General features: G+C 59.1%; 19 protein-coding genes. 7 read left to right on the top strand and 12 right to left on the bottom strand.

Annotation, left to right across the window (positions count from 1 at the left end; all coding sequences use genetic code 11):
* Window positions 1–21: 21 nt before the first annotated feature.
* From C9E81_RS14775 to C9E81_RS14755, 5 genes are all read right to left on the bottom strand, one after another.
* Window positions 22–2181 (bottom strand): TonB-dependent siderophore receptor, encoded by a 2160-nt coding sequence (locus tag C9E81_RS14775; RefSeq protein ID WP_122113119.1) that lies wholly within the window; start codon window positions 2179–2181, stop codon window positions 22–24.
* A 130-nt stretch (window positions 2182–2311) separates the two neighbouring features.
* Window positions 2312–3130 (bottom strand): ABC transporter ATP-binding protein, encoded by an 819-nt coding sequence (locus C9E81_RS14770; RefSeq protein ID WP_122113118.1) that lies wholly within the window; start codon window positions 3128–3130, stop codon window positions 2312–2314.
* Window positions 3127–4167 carry a FecCD family ABC transporter permease gene (locus tag C9E81_RS14765; protein WP_122113117.1) on the bottom strand — a complete coding sequence of 347 codons (1041 nt, stop codon included), beginning with the start codon at window positions 4165–4167 and terminating at the stop codon, window positions 3127–3129. Before C9E81_RS14765 ends, C9E81_RS14770 begins: the two co-directional genes overlap by 4 nt.
* A complete protein-coding gene (locus C9E81_RS14760; RefSeq protein ID WP_122113116.1) occupies window positions 4164–5198 on the bottom strand; it encodes a FecCD family ABC transporter permease in 1035 nt (344 codons plus the stop codon). Before C9E81_RS14760 ends, C9E81_RS14765 begins: the two co-directional genes overlap by 4 nt.
* Complete coding sequence (locus C9E81_RS14755) at window positions 5195–6157, bottom strand: iron-siderophore ABC transporter substrate-binding protein (protein WP_243698676.1); 963 nt, start codon at window positions 6155–6157, stop codon at window positions 5195–5197. Before C9E81_RS14755 ends, C9E81_RS14760 begins: the two co-directional genes overlap by 4 nt.
* 357 nt (window positions 6158–6514) lie before the next feature.
* Here C9E81_RS14755 and C9E81_RS14750 point away from each other — a divergent pair, with 357 nt between their 5' ends.
* Together C9E81_RS14750 and C9E81_RS14745 are read left to right on the top strand one after the other, a co-directional pair.
* Window positions 6515–6784 carry a hypothetical protein gene (locus C9E81_RS14750; RefSeq protein ID WP_122113114.1) on the top strand — a complete coding sequence of 90 codons (270 nt, stop codon included), beginning with the start codon at window positions 6515–6517 and terminating at the stop codon, window positions 6782–6784.
* A gap of 84 nt (window positions 6785–6868) precedes the next feature.
* Window positions 6869–7432: a hypothetical protein gene (locus tag C9E81_RS14745; protein WP_122113113.1), complete on the top strand. Its 564-nt coding sequence runs from the start codon at window positions 6869–6871 to the stop codon at window positions 7430–7432.
* A gap of 375 nt (window positions 7433–7807) precedes the next feature.
* Here C9E81_RS14745 and C9E81_RS14740 read toward each other — a convergent pair whose 3' ends face one another.
* The 3 genes from C9E81_RS14740 to C9E81_RS23140 all read right to left on the bottom strand — a co-directional run bounded on the left by C9E81_RS14740 (window position 7808) and on the right by C9E81_RS23140 (window position 8731).
* Complete coding sequence (locus tag C9E81_RS14740; RefSeq protein ID WP_122113112.1) at window positions 7808–8188, bottom strand: type II toxin-antitoxin system VapC family toxin; 381 nt, start codon at window positions 8186–8188, stop codon at window positions 7808–7810.
* Window positions 8185–8412, bottom strand: coding sequence for a type II toxin-antitoxin system VapB family antitoxin (locus C9E81_RS14735; protein ID WP_208021183.1), 228 nt, complete (start codon window positions 8410–8412; stop codon window positions 8185–8187). The genes C9E81_RS14740 and C9E81_RS14735 overlap by 4 nt, the downstream gene beginning before the upstream one ends.
* A gap of 76 nt (window positions 8413–8488) precedes the next feature.
* Window positions 8489–8731 carry a hypothetical protein gene (locus tag C9E81_RS23140; protein WP_208021182.1) on the bottom strand — a complete coding sequence of 81 codons (243 nt, stop codon included), beginning with the start codon at window positions 8729–8731 and terminating at the stop codon, window positions 8489–8491.
* Here C9E81_RS23140 and C9E81_RS23135 point away from each other — a divergent pair.
* Both C9E81_RS23135 and C9E81_RS23130 read left to right on the top strand, forming a co-directional pair.
* Window positions 8684–9586 carry a DUF7986 domain-containing protein gene (locus C9E81_RS23135; RefSeq protein WP_481859701.1) on the top strand — a complete coding sequence of 301 codons (903 nt, stop codon included), beginning with the start codon at window positions 8684–8686 and terminating at the stop codon, window positions 9584–9586. The two genes, C9E81_RS23140 and C9E81_RS23135, sit on opposite strands and share 48 nt — an antisense overlap.
* A 33-nt stretch (window positions 9587–9619) precedes the next feature.
* Window positions 9620–9841, top strand: a complete 222-nt coding sequence (locus C9E81_RS23130) for a hypothetical protein (protein ID WP_208021180.1) — start codon at window positions 9620–9622, stop codon at window positions 9839–9841.
* 326 nt (window positions 9842–10167) lie between these two features.
* Here C9E81_RS23130 and C9E81_RS22925 read toward each other — a convergent pair whose 3' ends face one another.
* Window positions 10168–10341 (bottom strand): hypothetical protein, encoded by a 174-nt coding sequence (locus C9E81_RS22925; RefSeq protein WP_166461924.1) that lies wholly within the window; start codon window positions 10339–10341, stop codon window positions 10168–10170.
* A gap of 296 nt (window positions 10342–10637) precedes the next feature.
* Here C9E81_RS22925 and htpX point away from each other — a divergent pair, with 296 nt between their 5' ends.
* On the top strand, window positions 10638–11561 hold the full coding sequence (gene htpX / locus C9E81_RS14725; RefSeq protein WP_122113111.1) for a zinc metalloprotease HtpX: 924 nt from the start codon (window positions 10638–10640) through the stop codon (window positions 11559–11561).
* A 21-nt stretch (window positions 11562–11582) separates the two neighbouring features.
* Here htpX and C9E81_RS14720 read toward each other — a convergent pair whose 3' ends face one another.
* The 3 genes from C9E81_RS14720 to C9E81_RS14705 all read right to left on the bottom strand — a co-directional run bounded on the left by C9E81_RS14720 (window position 11583) and on the right by C9E81_RS14705 (window position 14588).
* Window positions 11583–12083: a GFA family protein gene (locus C9E81_RS14720; RefSeq protein ID WP_122113110.1), complete on the bottom strand. Its 501-nt coding sequence runs from the start codon at window positions 12081–12083 to the stop codon at window positions 11583–11585.
* Window positions 12084–12846: 763 nt separating this feature from the next.
* Window positions 12847–13335, bottom strand: coding sequence for a hypothetical protein (locus C9E81_RS22700; RefSeq protein WP_147457603.1), 489 nt, complete (start codon window positions 13333–13335; stop codon window positions 12847–12849).
* Window positions 13336–13877: 542 nt separating this feature from the next.
* Entirely contained in the window at window positions 13878–14588 is a 711-nt protein-coding gene (locus tag C9E81_RS14705; protein WP_122113107.1) for a haloacid dehalogenase type II, read from the bottom strand.
* Window positions 14589–14775: 187 nt separating this feature from the next.
* Between C9E81_RS14705 and C9E81_RS14700 the strand changes: the two genes are divergently transcribed.
* Both C9E81_RS14700 and C9E81_RS14695 read left to right on the top strand, forming a co-directional pair.
* Window positions 14776–15171, top strand: a complete 396-nt coding sequence (locus tag C9E81_RS14700) for a RidA family protein (protein WP_122113106.1) — start codon at window positions 14776–14778, stop codon at window positions 15169–15171.
* A gap of 256 nt (window positions 15172–15427) precedes the next feature.
* Window positions 15428–15826 carry an XRE family transcriptional regulator gene (locus C9E81_RS14695; RefSeq protein ID WP_122113105.1) on the top strand — a complete coding sequence of 133 codons (399 nt, stop codon included), beginning with the start codon at window positions 15428–15430 and terminating at the stop codon, window positions 15824–15826.
* The last annotated feature ends 83 nt before the right edge of the window (window positions 15827–15909 follow it).

Genomic DNA, 15909 nt, shown 5'->3' with positions numbered 1-15909 from the left:
GTCTGCCGAAGCGGGCCCCGCTTACCAGCGATGCCGCAGTGTCGCCGAAACCGACCTGCCGGGATTGTAATAATCCGCAGAACCACGGCCGACCACATGCTGTTCGTCCAGCAGATTGTGGATGTTGACCGACAATTCGGTGTCTTGCGACAGGTCGTAGCTATAAGCGGCGTCCAGAAGAATGGTCGCGTCGCTCTTGCCGGTATCGTTGGTCGTGGCAAAATAATAGGAGCCGACGTAACGCGCGCCCAGGCCGAATGTCATGTCGCCGCGATTGCCCGCGCCTAGCAGCGTATAGTCCAGCCAGAGCGAGGCCATGTGATTGGGAACCGTCTCCATCTCGTTGCCGACGACATCGATTTGTATGGGGTTTCCGGCGTCATCGATGCGGCGCACCGGATTCGAACGCACCACTTTGGAACTCGCATATGAATAGGATGCCGTCAGGCTGATATTATCCCGGATTTCCGCCTTGGCCTCGATATCCAAGCCACGGACGCGGACTTTGCCGACCAGCGAACGTTCGTTCGTATCAAGATCAACGACAGTGATGTTGGTCTTGCTGAGATCGTAGATCGCTGCACTGATCAGCGCGTTGGTGCCGGCGGGTTCGTATTTGACGCCGATTTCGTATTGCTCGCCGCGCTCGGGCTCGACTCCAAGCAAGGGAGGAGCCACGGATTCGGCATAGCTCACATAAGTCGAAATCTCATCCGTCACCTTGTAGGTCAGGGCGCCGCGGATGGAGGTTTCCGAGAATTCATCCTCGGAGATCACCTCGTTGAGCCGGTCGTTTTCACGGATATCCAGCCAATCATGCCGGGCACCTAGCGTCGCGATGATCCTGTCGTTAAAGGACAGGTTCTGTTGCAGGAAAACGGCCTTCGTTGTGCTGTCGCGCTGAAGATTCCGATATTGGCTGAGACTTTCCGGGGCTCCGGTATGAACCGGGTTGCGCGGATCTATCGGGGCTGCCCCGGCAAAGTAGGACGACTGTTCCGAGGACACGTCGCGGTATTCGATCCCCACCAGGGTGCTGCTGTCGACCTGCCCGAAGCTACGGTCATATTGCAGGATCGCATCGCCGGTGATCTCGTCGGCCTCGCTGTCCGAGGCGATATAATCGCGCGGAACGGGGAACTCACCGTCGTCTCCACTTATATAGACATAGCCGTAATCGTCCGCCGTCCGGCTGTAGCGCAGGTTGGAACGGAAAGTCAGGCCGCCGCCGAAATCATGCTCGGCGATCAGGCTGACTGATTTGCGCTCGACATTCAGATAGTTGAAATCCGGTTCGCCCAGGAACAGGTCCCGGTCATAGTCGCCGTGGCGCGGATAGCCGCCGCTGTTCGGTGTCGCCTCGCGCTCCAGGTAATCGGCGACAAGGCTCAGTGAGGTGGCGTCGCTCGGCTGCCAGGTCAGGCCGCCCATCAGGAACTTCTCGTCGTCCTGCGAATGATCGTATTCCCGTTCGCTGTCCTGGAGCTTGCCGGTAAAGCGATAGGACAGGGTGGAGCCCGGCGTAAGCGTATCGCCGAAATCGAAGCCGACCTCCTTGCGGTTATGGGAACCGGCCGTGGCAAAGACCTCCGAGAACCGCTCGGCGCGGGGGCGCTTGGTCACGAAATTGATCGAACCACCCGGATCTGCGATGCCGAACAGTGTAGAGTTGGCGCCGCGAATGACCTCGACCCGCTCATAGGCCAGCGGCTCTTCACGGATGCCGCGCATCGAGCCCAGGGTAATTCCGTCGCGATAGGTCGATGCCTGAAAACCGCGGATCTGAAAATAATCGTTGCGGTCGTCGGTGCCGTAGAAGTCGCTGATGGTGCCAGCGGAATATTGCAGCACGTCTTCCACGGTCTGCGCGTCACGGCGTTCGATTTCCTTTTGCGTGATCACCGAAACGGAGGCCGGGGTATCCAGAAGGCTGGTCGCAACCTTGCCGCCGACCCACAATTCATGCGCGACGATGGAATTCGCGTCGTCATCACCCCCGACACCCGTTGCCTCCAGCGTGATCTCGGGAAGTCGGAAGACCGGCGAAATACGCGTGCCGCTGCTCTGTGCCAAAGCATCTTGTGCGGCGGCACAGAAGGGCACCGTGGACAGCGCGGTGAAACAGGTCAGGAGGGTGCGGAGTCGAGGCCGAATTTTGCCGGCGGCAGCGTGAGGAGCCATGAGCGAAACCTTATTATTTTAATCGGATTTTGTTCCGCAGTAGCGATCACGTTTCCGGGATGCAACCTCCGCCATCGGGCGCGACGCTTGGACGCGATTAAAGTTGCACAAAGGCGACAGTATCGCTCGACTATTCGGCAGCCGTAGAAGCCGAGACCCTGTGCCGCCCGATGGGAAGCATCATCGGTCTGCCCGATACCGGGTCGATAGTGACCCGGCTGACAAGTCCGAAAACCTGGCGGATATTCTCCTCGGTCAGTACTGTCGCCGGACTGCCCTGCGCATGCAGCTTTCCCCCGGACATTGCGACCAGATGATCGGCATAGCGCGCAGCAAGATTAAGATCGTGCAGGACCATCGCGATGGTTGTGCCACGCTGTGCGTTCAGATCGCAGAGCAGGTCCAGAAGCTCGACCTGATGCGCGACGTCCAGGAAGGTCGTCGGCTCGTCAAGCAAGAGCAGGTCGGTTTGCTGGGCCAGCGTCATCGCGATCCAGACGCGCTGCCTTTGACCGCCGGACAGCTCGTCCACGGTGCGATCGGCAAGCCCGGTGATTTTCGTGGCTTCCAGCGCAGCTGCCACGGCCTCGTCGTCCTGTCGGCTCCAGCGCGAGATCAGGCCGTGATGGGGATGCCGACCACGGCTGACAAGATCGGCGACGGTGATCCCCTCGGGAGCGATCGGTGACTGGGGCAGCAGGCCCATGATCCGCGCCAGGTCGCGGGTCGGCATGCGGTGAATGGATTTGCCGTCCAGCGTCACACTGCCCTGAGAAGGAGAAAGAAGCCGCGACATGACCCGCAGCAGGGTCGATTTTCCGCAGGCATTGGCGCCCACGATAGCGGTGATCCGGCCCGATATCAGCTCCAGATCCAGCCCCTCGAGGATCGGCCTGTCGCCATAGCCTGCCGAAAGTTCCCGGATAAGCAACTGGTGATCGACGGTCATAGCGAGCTTCCTGTCCGGTTCGCACGAATGATGAGATAGATCAGGAACGGCGCGCCCAATGCCCCCGTCACGACACCAACGGGGTAACGGCTGGAAAGGACGAACTGGCCCATGTAATCGCCGATCAGAACCAGCGACGCCCCGACCAGCGCCGAAGGGAGCAGGATCGAGCCATTCGGTCCGACGATCCGTGCGGCAATCGGCCCTGACAGAAACGCGACAAATGCTATAGGACCGGTGGTTGCGGTCGCAACCGCGATCATTCCGACCGCACTGAAGATCACCAGCAACCGCGTAAGGCCAACCCGCACGCCCAGTGCCGCGGCCAGATCATCGCCCATCCGCAGCGCCTCCAGGTCGCGGCGGCGGCCGAGCAACAACCCGCCGAATACCAGCAACGAGATCAACAGCGGTGCCGCCTGTTCCAGTCTTGCGCCGTTCACACTGCCGCTCAGCCAGCGCATGGCCTCTTGCAGATCCCACGAGGGCGCGCGTGCCAGTGCATAGGCGATGAAACTGTCGATCATGGCCGACACGCCGATGCCGATAAGGATTAGCCTCGATCCGGACACGCCTCCCTTGAAGGACAGGACATAGATCAGCAGCGCCACTCCCAGTCCCGCGATGATGGCCAGCCCGGAAACCGCGGCTCCGTCGAGTGACAGGAACACGATCCCGAATACCGCCGCTGCGCTGGCCCCGGCACTGACGCCGATGATGTCGGGGCTGGCCAGGGGATTGCGCAGCAGGATCTGGAAGGCGACACCCCCCAATCCAAAGGAGATCCCCGCCAATACCGAGATGACCGCACGCGGCAACCGCAATTGCCCGACGGTGAAGCTTGCGCCGGGCACATCCTGCCCCAGAAGGACCTGGAGGACATCGCCCGGTGGAGTGAAACTTTGCCCCAGCATGAGGGTCAGCGCAAAGAATGCGGTTACAGCGGCCAACAAGCTCAGGATTACCGACCTGAGCCGCCGTATCCGGCGGAGCCGACCCGTCACGAGAGCTTCAAGGGGCGAGACGGAATCGGTCACAGTTCACGCACCCGCTGCCGACGAACGATCCAGATAAAGAAAGGCGCGCCGACGAAAGCGGTGACAATCCCGACATCCAACTCGCTCGGTCGGGCGATCAGGCGGCCGGTCACATCGGCCAGGATCAGCAGTGCCGCCCCTCCGAGCGCCGAGCATGGCAACAGCCAGCGGTGATCGACACCGAACAGGAGACGGCAGATATGCGGCACGACCAGCCCGACGAAACCGATGGGACCGCAAACCGCCGTTGCCGCTCCGCACAACATGACCGCGGAGAGTGCCGCCACGCCGCGCGCCAGAGCGACCTTTTCACCCAGCCCCGCAGCAACCTCGTCACCCAGGGCAAGCAGGTTCAGTTTCCGGGCAGAAAGCATGGCGACCAGGAAGCCCACCAGCATCGCCGGCAGGATCATCTCGATCCGGTCGAAGGTTGCACCCCCGACGCCGCCGATCTGCCACGATCTTACGCCGCCCGCGATATCGTTGCGTGGCAACACCACCGCGATGGTCAGGGACGAGAACGCTACCGAGGTTGCCGCCCCGGCCAATGCCAGCTTCAACGGCGTTGCCCCGCCGCGCCCGAGCGAGCCGATGGCATATACAAAGACGGAAGTGAGGCCCGCCCCAAGGATTGCGACCAAGACATAGCTGGCAGCGGAACTCATCTGGAACCATGCGATGCCGATGACCACGGCCATGGCTGCTCCGTTATTCACCCCGAGGATACCCGGATCTGCAAGCGGATTGCGCGTTACGCCTTGCATGATCGCTCCGGCAAGACCAAGCGCTGCCCCCGCCATCGCCGCCAGCAGGGTGCGAGGAATGCGCATCGCGACCGCCGCCTGCCCGACATCGTCGTTATGCCCCTGCAACGCCGCCAAAAGATCACTCCAGCCCACCTCCCGCGTGCCGGTTGCAACTGACATCAGGCACAGGATCGCAACAGCGGCCACAAGGATCAGAAGTATCGCGGCGCGCCGCAGCCGGTATCGTCCGGCGATCCGCAGAGAAGGGTAGCCGGTATCGGTCATTCGCTCTTGCGCGCGGCATCCGCCAGCATCGCGACATATTCGTCAAGCACCCAGGAAATCGACAGCGGTGTGGGGTTGGCGCCTGTGCCCACCGCGTCGTTGCCAAGCAGGACCACCGCGCCATCGGCAACGGCTGGCATCCGCGCCACCAGCGGATCGGCCTTCAGCCGGTCCAGCAATTCCTGCGTGCCGTAAGAAACAAAGATGTCGACATCTTCGAAGCGGTCGATCAACTCGGCGCTGACCTCGCCCGAGAACTGGCCTTCTTTCGTTGCGTCCCGGACGCTTTGTGGAAGCGACAGCCCGAGCTCCTGGAAGAACTTCACGCGCGCGTCGTTGGCGGAATAAAACCGGATCACGCTCAGATCGGTCGTGTCCAGATGGGTGATGAACATTGCCGATTTGCCGGTCAGTTCGGGATACTCGCCCGCTGCGTCGGAGATTTCATCCTCCAACCTGCCGATCAGCGCCTCCCCCTCTTTGGCCATGCCAAGACCGGCCGCATTCATGCGGATCATTTCGCGCCAATCCGTCGCCCATGGCGAGTCGGGATAAGCCACGACCGGCGCGATCATGCTGAGCGTATCGTAATCGCTTTGGCTCAGCCCGGAATAGGCTGCGAGAATTACATCGGGCTGAGTCGCCGCGACTGCTTCGAAATCGATGCCGTCGCCCTCGTCGAACAGGGCCGGGGTATCCGCATCCAACTCGTCCAGCCTGGCCTTTACCCAAGGCAACAAGCCATCACCGTCCTCATCTCCAAACCCTGCTGCCGCGAAGCCGACCGGCACCACGCCAAGTGCCAGAGGCACCTCGTGATTGGCCCAGGCAACCGTTGCCACTCGTTCCGGACGGGTTTCGATGACGGTCTGACCGAAGGCATGATCGATGGTCACGGGAAATTCGTCTTCACCGCTCAACGCATATGAAGAACCGGCCAAGAATATCACAGCGACCATCGCCGCCATTCGCGAGAAGTCCGATGGGATTATCTCAATCATGTTCCTGCCGAATAACCAATGATTTTTGTCGGCATTTCACGGAGGATATTTGTTGTCAAGTGCGTGATTGCCGCAATTCGTAGGCATTACGCCCCGTAGACCGGCGTTGTGCGTTCTGGAAAGGTTTCGGGTCGACCTCAATCGACTGCCCCTCTGAGACGCTTATTGCCGGTTGCCAGAGCGGATCACGTATCGGATCGTCCATGGCGATTCTTCAGGCACCGGGACAAGGACCAGGCGATGGTTTTCGTCCGACAGACCTACCGCATCCTATACCGTGCCGCATCAGGAACATGAGTTCGAAAGGAAATCGGATTGACCGGAACGCCCCGCACCTCCGCGAATATGATCGCTACTGCCCAGCTGCCGTTCCGGAAGGTCACCTGCGATCCCTACAATCTCGAATTCGAAGCCCGGCTCCTTGACAAACGGCAGAGACGGTTCACCGGGAAGTTCTGTCTCGCACCGCGGCTCGACCTCAATGGCTATCGTTTCCGCGCCGTCATCGACTGGATCGAGTTTGAGGTGAAATTTGATCGGGGCACCCAGTATCAGCATGTTCAGCCGGTCATCGAGCAGATCTAGGGAAGGAAGCCATATGTCAAGCCGGTCGACGCCGGGGATAGAAATGTCACCGACAGGTTCGCGATCAAGTTGCAGGAGCCATCATTGGCAACGGTGTTCCAGGTGCCGGATGCGCTCGGGATGACCTTCGGGATAACAGAGCCACCCAGGATCACCGGGACTGAAATCAGCGTGGATGCTTATCCTGACGATCAGAGTGACCTGGCACGGGCAAAGCTTCTGGGGGCGCAGAAAGACGACGTCATGATCCGGTTGATGGACAAGCTGATTGACACGCAGAATCGGAAAGCAGGGACAGCGGATGTCTCGGAGGATCACCGGAAGCGGGTCAGGATCGAGGTGACGCTGAAAGGGATTGAATTGCATAGCCTCGGCTTGGACAGACTGCCGGATTTGCGTGACTTCAAGTTCACCACGCTTCAGGGGAAGTATTTCCAGTTCAAGCTGCCGACATTCCCGGTGGATATGGAGGAGAGTAAGAGCGGGCTTGATGCCGTGAAAGCGGAACGTAAGATTTGGCGCGTGAAGACGTTCGCCAGAACCGGGATCGTTGGATTGATGGCGATGGAAGCCGAGAGAGAGGCGGGTAAGAAAGCTGGGGCACGAGTGTTGAAGTGGAACCTGAAGATACCGGGAAGGAAGAAGTGACGTCATGTGTCGGAAAGGGAAGTGCCAGTGATCTCGTGGCGTATGGGGCGTTGAACAAGACGGTCGCGCTCGCGCTCGGGCACCTTGGGGATCGTGAGAGGTGCGGGCTGGTTTCGTTGGCTACTTCTGGTTCGGTGAGTGGTTGAGAGAAGGGCTTCCGGTGTGTCTGGAACTCATGAGAGCGTATAGGGGAGGATGTGAAGCAGGTGAGAGTGTGTAAGGAGAACTGAGGCAAGGGAGGTAACACTTTGAACAGTTATTAGGCACCGCGCCAGCCGATCCACGCAGACCCCACGCCGTTCGATTCGGCGATGGCGAAATCTCTGCATCACCCCCCGTCGGGACGGTGGAAAAATCCTGCAAGTTGCTCTGTCGTCAGGAATGCTCTGCCGGATATCCGACATTGAAACGGTTCGCCAAGCTAGCAAGGCGCTTGTCCAGGGTCCAGAGCCGCGTTCCCTCTGTGATCAGGGTTGAAGCAAGCAACACAAGATCGACCAGACCGCATCCCCGACCGAACAGTCTTTCCCGTTCGATGAAGGTCATCGTCTCATCCAGCGTTGCCTGATTGCACTTGCGAAGATTCCTCAGGCTCGACAGGGTCCGTTCACGCGGTTCAGGCGGGGTTCCGCAGGCAAGCTCCGCCACGATCAACGGGTGGATCAGGACCCGGTCCGTTTCGAGAAGCTGGACGAGGTGATCATCGCGTTGTCTGAAATGCTGAACCCAAACCGAGGTATCGACCAGGATATTCATGCAGGGGCAGACCGCCGCGGGATATCTGCCATGTCGGGTGCCGCCCCACCCAATGCGGCAAGACGCCGTGCCGATTGGACCCGGACAAAGGTGGTCATGGCTTCCTTGAAGATGTCCGACGGTTTCTCCAGGCCAGCATCTGAGAGCGCGACTGCCCGTTCGAAGAGGTCATCGTCAATGGTTACGGTTGTGCGCATGGCAAAATCCTGCATCAGTTTCAGCATCAATATGTGCCGTCTGAAGCATCAATTCAAGTGAGCGCCCTTGCTGTCATGGACCACGAAAGCAATGTGCTGACCGTCAGCGTGCTGGCTTCACCGACATTTCTGGCGCGTTTCCTGATTCTCGTTTAGGCACGGCTTGCAACACCGCACGGAAGAATCGCAGCCCATGAAAGCCAGCCATGACCTCGATCCCTTGATCCGCTTCGTGACCTAGGACGATCTCTGGCGCGTGCGCTTGGCGGATGTGCTGGATGAGCACCTCCTGCCGCCGATGGAGGAGTTCGAGATCGAGGATTTCGCGGATATCCTGGGCGACCACTGGTCAGGGACACTCTGGGGCTGCGGCTTCGAGGATTTCATATCCCGACGATATGGTGACGATGGGAAGACCGTCATCGATCACTTTCTCGAACCTCCCGCCCGGAAGAAGGACTCTGTCAGCCGGGCCTATATAGCCGGATTGCGTGACGCAGCGATCAGCCTACACGAGGTCAGCGATGTCAAACCCGGCGAAAGCATGGTGCTGCGCAATCTGCTGATGGACGGGGAGCCGGTCACCGTGCGCGAGAAGTCGTCAACGCGCACGCTCAAACAGTGGGACCGGATCGCCGTGCGGGTGGTGCCCGTCGAAGATCATCACGTAATGTCCGGGGCCGTATTGCCGTTCTCCATGGAAGCATCGGAATTCCTGTTCGATGGCATTCGACATGCGCTCGGTTTGCAAGGTGAGGCTGAACCGAAACTGGGCCATGAGCAACTGCGACGCTGCGCGCCGATCTTCACGGCGGCCTGGCTGTTCACGGAACTGAACCGGGCTCTCGATCCGGAACCGCCGGAAATGTTGAACAGCGACGGTGATCCGATCCTGTTCCACGAGATGTGCTTCCCATTGGCGGCAGGAGTCCTGCAGAAAGACATTGCCGCCAAGCTGAACAAGGTGAAGGCCTTCGCGCCGGAAGGAAAGAAATTCTGGAACTGGCTGGCACCGCAGCGCAAGCGCTCCACGGGCGGCAGGAAGAAGGGCCTGACCTTCATCACCGACATGGCTGGAGCGACAGTGTTGGGCACCCTGGAGCTGAAAGGCAAGCGTCTGATCCTGGAGGTCAATTCCGCAAACCGGGCCGAATTGGGTATCGCGCTTGTCACCAAGGCAGCGGGCAAGCTCCTGCGGTAGCCGCTGACCTCGATCCAGACGGTCGAGCAGATGATGGCTGAGCGTGACGCGCATGAGGAACCCGGGGATGAAATTCCACCGGAGATCGCCCGTCAGATCATCGCCGAATACCTGGACCGGCATTACCGGGATCTGCTGGACCAAACCGTCCCGGCTCTTGGTGACCAGACATCACGGGAAGTATCACGAACGGCATCTGGAAGAAAACGCGTGATCGGCTGGCTCAAGCAACTGGAAAACGGCAGTGCCCGCTAGGCAGGAACGCCGATGGCGGAATACGATTTCAGCTGGAGGAACTGGGTCTCGCCGGGGAGCGACGGTAAGTCGGGAAGCGCTCAGCCTCGCATTCGCCTCTGAAACCGGCAATAAGCCCGTAGACAGGCGGAAGCGGTTGATCGGTGGTTTGGAGGCTCAGAGACCACAACTTGCCGTTTGCGGCACTTGTTGCCGCTCTTGATGGCGTGGGAAGATCGCAGGTCTAATCGCTAAAAATATACAGCTGCAGCCCGCATCACCTTGAAGCGGCGCAAATCCTTGCCGAATGTCAGGCCCTCACATCTGAGCCAATAGGAGGACCGCAATCAGTCCGCGACAACGGTCCTCGCATCGGTTGGCGTGCTATCTTGCGCTATGGTGATGAGTTTTTGATCTCCAGTGGACATGGAAGCCTGAGCATCGGTCTTGCTGTAAGGACAGGCCAGGACAGAGGTCGCGGAAAATGCCAATGCTGCGGCAATTACTGCTGTGAGTTTCATCTCGTCATCCTTCCGGTAGTCATGACGCGATTGAGGGTAGTTTCATTTGCTGATTCGTTCAACGAATACCGGGTAGGCAGAATTGGCTGCCATGAGTCCTGCAGTGCGCCTTGCAGACAGGCGAAAGCACTTGCTCCGTGGTGTTGCAGGACTCGGAAGCCGGAACTTGCCGTCACAGGCACCTGCTGCCGCGCTGGTAACTCTCGCCACGCCAAAGCTTGGCGAACGTGCTTGCACATGCTGGAACCCGCTCCATATTCCTATCATTACCTCAAGGTGAAGCTCCGGAGACAGCTATGGGCTATGTAAAAACGGCAATGCTTATGGCGGCGATGACCGCACTCTTCATGGGTGTGGGTTACCTGATCGGTGGATCGGGCGGCGCGATCATCGCGCTCGTGGTCGCGGCGGCAATGAACGTTTTTACTTGGTGGAATTCGGACCGCATGGTCCTGCGCATGCATAACGCCCAGCCGGTAACATCTGGCGATCGGATGGGTCTTCACGCCTTGACCGCCGAACTTGCACGAAACGCGGGCCTGCCCGAGCCCAAGGTCTATCTGATCGACACGCCACAGCCCAATGCCTTTGCCACCGGGCGCAGCCCAGCCAATGCCGCGGTAGCCGTGACTTCGGGCCTGATGCGCAGCCTGACCCGCGAGGAACTGGCCGGTGTCATTGCCCATGAATTGGCCCACATCCGCAACCACGATACCGCGATCATGACCGTCACAGCCACCTTCGCCGGTGCGATCTCGATGCTGGCCAACTTCGCGCTCTTTTTCGGCGGATCGCGGGAACGGCTCGGGCTGGTGGGCACGCTCCTGATGATGTTCCTCGCCCCGCTTGCCGCCGCGCTGGTGCAGATGGCGATCAGCCGGACACGGGAATATGCCGCCGACAAGGCCGGGGCCGAGATCTGCGGCCAGCCACTCTGGCTGGCCTCGGCATTGGAAAAGATCGCCATAGGCGCAGCCCGGATCGACAATCATGCGGCTGAGCGCAACCCGGCGACAGCGCATATGTTCATCATCAACCCGCTGCACGCGCATAAGCGCGACAATCTCTTCGCGACCCATCCTGCGACCGAGAACCGCGTAGCCGCTCTTCGCGCGATGGCAGGGCAGCGCCGACAAGCCCCGGTTGCTGCTGACCAGCCCATGCCCACCAGCCGTATTCCCAATACTCGAAAGGGCGGACGAACCGGACCCTGGGCCTGAACCCGTCATTGTGCGGTTCGGTCAGCCGTCCCGCCCGTTCACTGTCCACGAGGTGGTATCGTGATCGGGATGCTGGTTGTTGCTCTTCTTGATCGCCGCCGCCCAGTCGACCCCGTTGTCTTCCGTTGCACCGGTATTTTCTATGCCCGTGATCGTATCGAACCATGCCACCATGTTCTCGGTGCAGATATTGGCGAGCGGCGGGAAGGCGTGCGGGTCGTCAAGCGAACCGATCATCAGGTTGGTGCGGCCGCTTTCGATCTGGTGGAAGAATAATGGCGTGCCGCAACTGGCGCAGAAGCCACGCTCGACAAGTTCCGAACTCTTCCAGACGCTCGGCTTGCCGCGTGTCCAGGTGAGTGCCTCATCGGGCGCGGCGACAAGCGCGGCAAAGATGTTGCCCGAGGCTTTCTGGCACATGCGGCAATGGCAGAGATGCGAATTGTCGAGCATTGCGCTTGCGTGATAGCGCACGGCACCACATTGGCAGCCGCCGCTCACCTCTGTCTCGATGCGTTTCATTTCTTCCTCCTTCAAGAGGCGGGATTGGGCTTTTCACGCCGACCGTGACGTAAGCAGTTTACCACTCCTGCCGAAAGAACGACATCATGGGAGTTATCGGACGAAGCCGCCATTGACGCTTGCTCTTGCAACAAATAGCAACGGGCGATTTATCGGTTCGCAGGGGACATACATTGGACTTTCGAACAGTTTATGGCCGCTTCTACGGGATCGTCCCGAGGGCGAGAGCAGAATACGCCCTCGCACCCGCGATCAGTCCAGAGGGCCGGTTTCATCACGATGGCCAGCCAGCCCTGTATGTTTCGTCGCAGCCTGATTGGGTTGAGCATGCCATCAAGCCTTATGTCCGCACCGACGATCCTCCACGCGTCATCTGTGAACTGGAGATCAAAGCCGCAAAGGTGCTGGACCTTAGAGATCAGGAACAATGCGCAGCATGGGGGCGGATGCAGCTCTTGCCTCTGTCCCATGGCTCCCGGAGAGGGCATGCGGCATTCCCGCACCGACATGGAAAGTAGCCGATCTTGCTAGAGGGAACGGAGCGGACGGCTTAATATACACGGCCAGAACCGCTCCAAGCCGATGTCATCTTGTTTTGTTCGAATGGAGCGGCGCTCGACTGACGGGCACGGTGCTGGACTATCCCATCAGCAAGGCCAATTGACCGCTTTGGGGCTGAAGGATCGTTGCCCTCGCCATACGATTGACGCAGAGCTTGGGCGGCAATGATGCGGATGCAGCGGGCATTGGGATGGGTTCATTGCTAATGCTGAATGTGGCCTACCTTGGATATTTTTTTGTCTTTACCGAAGCAGACATATAGAGAATCGTAATCGAGACCGAGACCGCTGCACATGCCCAAACTATAGGCTGGGCAATTGCCACCGCTGATGTCAACGTCGTATTCTTTCGCCCCCAGCAATTGCGCTACCTTTTCGTAGGTGGTGATCCTAGGTTGGAGATAGTTATGCAGCAAGTCACGCACCATTGGGCCTCGGAGACATGAGGCTTCCTTTTCAGCGCATTCCCAATCAGAGAGCCCCTTACAGCTTCCAGCCTCGCCCCATTTCTCTGGATGAAAGCGTTGGCCTCTAAACGGTAGATCATGCAAAACAAGGCGTGTGAAGGGCGGATAGCCGAAGACCTGCGCACCGATGACCTCTGCCGCCGACAGAAAAATAGCGAGTCCTAAAAGCCCAAGAAGCGCATTTGCAAAGAACCTTGCCGTAGTGATGAGAGGAAATCGTTTCATATCCTACCCGAACTACCTCGTCCTCGACAGCTTTGCCTAGAAACGGACCGGCAACAAGTGTCCGCATTGGGCTCCGATCGGTCATCATGCACCTGCCATGCGAACGCCACGCGTTCTGGATGGCACAGATGCGGACAGGTCGATGGATGGTTTAGAGTTTTCCTCTAGCTGCCCGCCAAAGGGTTGCGTTGACTATTTCATGTAAGCGCTTGTCGGAGCTCATGGCCAGGAGAATCTCGCGCACAGCATCCATCACCGTTGTCCTGCTGCACCTCTACTCCTCCAACACATGACGAGAATAACGTATGGGACGATCGTCCGCATAGGGGCTCAGGCCGGCCCTTGCATCCATCGGCGGACCCATACTACTTCTGGGTATCAACGACGAAGCGCATAGAGCTACCGGCCATTTCGAACCTGGCAACTTGTCCAGATCCGCTGCATGGAGGCGCTGTGAGGCACCGGCAAGAATGGCTCTGCGGGATTCCAGGAATCGTGGCCGTCCCATCCGGCCGAAGATCGCGCCGCCAGCCTCCTGCACTTTACCGCAGCACGGCGGCGAGTTCGATCAGATCACCTGCTGTGACATCCCATTCACCCGACAGCCTGGGCGAGTCGGCTTTCGACGGGTCCTGCGCATGATCCCGATGGATATAGGCAGTTTTCAGGCCGCATCTCCGAGCGGCATCCAGATCATAGTCATGCGCGGCGACCAACATTGCCCTTTCCGGATTTACGCCGAGAAGTTCGCAAGCTCCCAGATAGACTTCGGGCATTGGCTTATATGCCCTGAAGATATCGGCCCCGAGGATCGTATCCCACGGCAGCCCGGCTTGTTTCGCCATGTTCACCAGAAGGCGCGTGTTCCCGTCGGACAAGGGGGCAATGACGAAACGTTGCTTGAGCTTCGAGAGACCTTCGATCGCGTCGGGCCATGGGTTCAAGCGATGCCAGGCCAGGTTCAATTCTTCAAGCTCGGCTTGCGGAAACGCTGTCGGCGCAAGACCAAAGTCATCCAGGCAAGCCTTCAGGTTCTCCATGTTAACGACATCGAGCGGCACAAAGTCGCGCTCCCCCGCGCGAACGACCTCGACCGCTGCGTCATATCGGCCGACCCAGGCGTCGGCAAATACCTCTGCGTCAACAGAATCTATCTGATGGCGCGTGAGAAACAATTGTGCCTTTGCGGCTATGCTCCCGCGCCAGTCGACGACTGTTCCCAGAACGTCGAAAAATAAGACTTCTACGTCCATTTCTCCACCATTCTCGTGCCGATGATGCCGATGAGACCTGTGCTGTCGGCTCAACGTGGGACCTTCATGATTCGTCGGCAAGGGGGCAAAGGCGGAATATGACAATTGCGCATGTCACAATGACTGGCTCCGGATCGTCTTGGTTGGAGTGACCTTCATCGTCACCGCCTCAACCTGGAGAAAACCAATGTCCAAAGCAATCATCAATCCCGAAACGCTGTTCGACCCCGAGCCCTTCGGCTTCAGTCATGTCGTTTCAGCGCCTTCCGGTCGCCTCGTTTATATCGCCGGTCAAGGTGGCGAAAACCGCAACGGAGTATTGGCCAGCGGCTTCGAAGCTCAGGTCGGTCAAGCGTTCTCCAACCTTGCTACGGCGATGTCGGCCGCTGGTGTCGATCCCAGTCACGTGGTCAAGATCTCGACCTTCATCGTCGATCACGACGAGACCAAGCTTGGATTACTCACCGATGCAGTTCGCGATCTGTTCGGCCCCTCCTTGCCTGCTCAGACACTGGTTCCGGTGACTCGTCTTGCACTTGATGGAATGCTTTTCGAGGTGGAAGCAATTGCCGTCGTTGGCTGATGTCTGGGTTGTCGGCCCATGGAAATAAAAACGCGAACTCGTAGTAGATGTCAGTGTAGGGTTCAAAACCACTATCTACCTTCCGGGATGGAGGATCGGGTGCCCGGAACGCTCCGGGCACCGCCTGCATCCCCATCATGCAGGTGAGTTTTCCCTAGGACTTCGCAACTCCTGATCATGTCGCGCTAATCCCACCCGACGTCGAGAGCCCGGGTCGGTATGACTTGTCGGTGTTAATAAACGGACGAGCAGATATATGTCCAAACCCTACGCAGGCACCTCCGCAGCCAAGCTGATTGCAGATCATGTCCGTGACCTGAAGCACTGCAAGACCCAGGATGAGATCGCCGCCGAGGCAGGTTTCCGGAATGCGAATCTCCTGACGATGCTGAAAAGCGGTAAGAACGAGGTTCCCCTCGACCGGGTGCCGGACCTGGCGCGGGCACTGGAAGTTGATCCCGCCCACTTGATGCGGTCGTCGCTTGAGCAGTGGATCGGGTCGGCTGCAGCAGCGGCGGTCGTGAGCGTGTTCGGGACACCGATTACCAAGAACGAGTTGCAGTGGATCAATGAGATTCGTGATGCGTCAGATCACAAGGATCCGCATATAACGGGCAAGGGACGTGCGGCAATCCGGGGGCATTTCGGGAAATGAACAAAGATGTTTTCATGCTGCCCGCCCATCCGCTGTCGATCAACACCTGGGAAATACTTGACGCCCAACGAGCGTGACTGGAG

Source organism: Paracoccus alkanivorans (genome assembly GCF_003697785.1).
GTDB lineage: Bacteria > Pseudomonadota > Alphaproteobacteria > Rhodobacterales > Rhodobacteraceae > Paracoccus > Paracoccus alkanivorans.
Note: the sequence above shows the minus strand (reverse complement) of the source record. Positions and strands in the feature narration are given on the sequence as shown.